This window comes from Mesorhizobium sp. M1328, from assembly GCF_040318075.1.
In the GTDB taxonomy this organism is placed as follows: Bacteria; Pseudomonadota; Alphaproteobacteria; order Rhizobiales; family Rhizobiaceae; genus Mesorhizobium.
Map to the genome: position 1 here is coordinate 1 of NZ_JAMYLO010000078.1, position 1230 is coordinate 1230.

Below are 1230 nucleotides of genomic sequence, written 5' to 3' on the forward strand. Positions count from 1 at the left end.
TGCTGACCATCGAGCGCCTGCGCACGATCGACGACGAGGTCGTCGCGGTTGAGACGGTTTCGTTCGTCGCAGCAATCGGCCGCCACATGGAAAAACTCGACCTGGCCGACACCTCTCTCACCGAGATTCTTGAGCAGCGTCTTAGTGTGCGGCTTGCGCGAGTCAGGCAGGAGATACGGGCCGGCACTGCGCGTGCCAGACTGGCAAAAGCGCTCGACGTGTCGAGCGGCACTGCAGTGCTGCAAATCGACCGCACCGCCTTCGACACGGCCGATCGGGCTATCTACTTTTCGTCCTCATCCTACCGGGCCGATCGCTACATTCACACCGGCTGGATCGAGCGCAAGAGCGCCTCGATCGCTCAACCTCGACAGTTAATCGGGCGGAGTAGATGATGGCTACCTGTGAAGTCTTATGTGGTCGGCTCTCACGGCGTTGCGTTTTGGATTGTGAGCGACGTGCCAGCGCCGGGCGAAACCCTGCTGGGGTCGGGGTTTGCCTTAGGAAATGGCGGAAAGGGTTCTAATCAGGCTATCGGAGCTGCGCGACTCGGCGCCAGATGGCAAACTGCTGGCGGGCGTTGGCGCTGACAGATTCGGTGACGAGGCACTGCAACTCTGGCGCGCCGAAGGCGTCGACTGCTCGGCGGTGAGGCCCAACTTGAACAGTTGGAGGTGAACGGATGGCGAACGCTGTGTAACCGGGGCAAAACCGGTGGCGGACGCGGCGTTATGACTCGGGTGTATCGGGTTGGGGTGGGTGGCGGTTTGGCGGGCGGCGTGATTCCATCGTGCCATGGCGGAGCCATCAGATTCTCGAACGCTCACCCCTGCGGACCTGCTCGACATGATCCTGCAGTTGCGGGCGGAGGGCTTCGCGCTGAGAATGCGGCTCTGAAGGATGAGATCCGGCGTCTGAAGGGTCTACCGCCGCTACCGACGCTGAAGCCGAGCGGGATGGAGCAGTACCTGCGGCAACGGGTCCGAAGCGGCGTGGCTCGAGCCGAGCGATCGTCACCGAAGAGCGCCGTACTGGTTGCTGCGCTGATCGGCGAAGTGCGCGGTCTTCAAGGCCGGGTCGAGCCGTTCCTGGCGACGCTACGTGCCGGGCACAGCGATTACATCATCTGTAGAAGTTTGTACTTGATCGGACAGTTGGCGTCTGAGAGTGGTCCGTTTTGCCTGTCCGATGGGATCAGGCAGCGATCATTTTCTCCTTCGCCAGCGGGGC

General features: G+C 62.1%; 2 protein-coding genes. Both read left to right on the top strand.

The window, feature by feature from the left end:
• Positions 1-395, top strand: a 395-nt coding sequence (locus NKH23_RS34425) for a GntR family transcriptional regulator (RefSeq protein WP_353036795.1), incomplete at its 5' end; no start/stop codon positions are given.
• A 561-nt stretch (positions 396-956) separates the two neighbouring features.
• A partial coding sequence (locus NKH23_RS34430; protein ID WP_353036797.1) for a hypothetical protein occupies positions 957-1230 on the top strand: 274 nt, incomplete at its 3' end.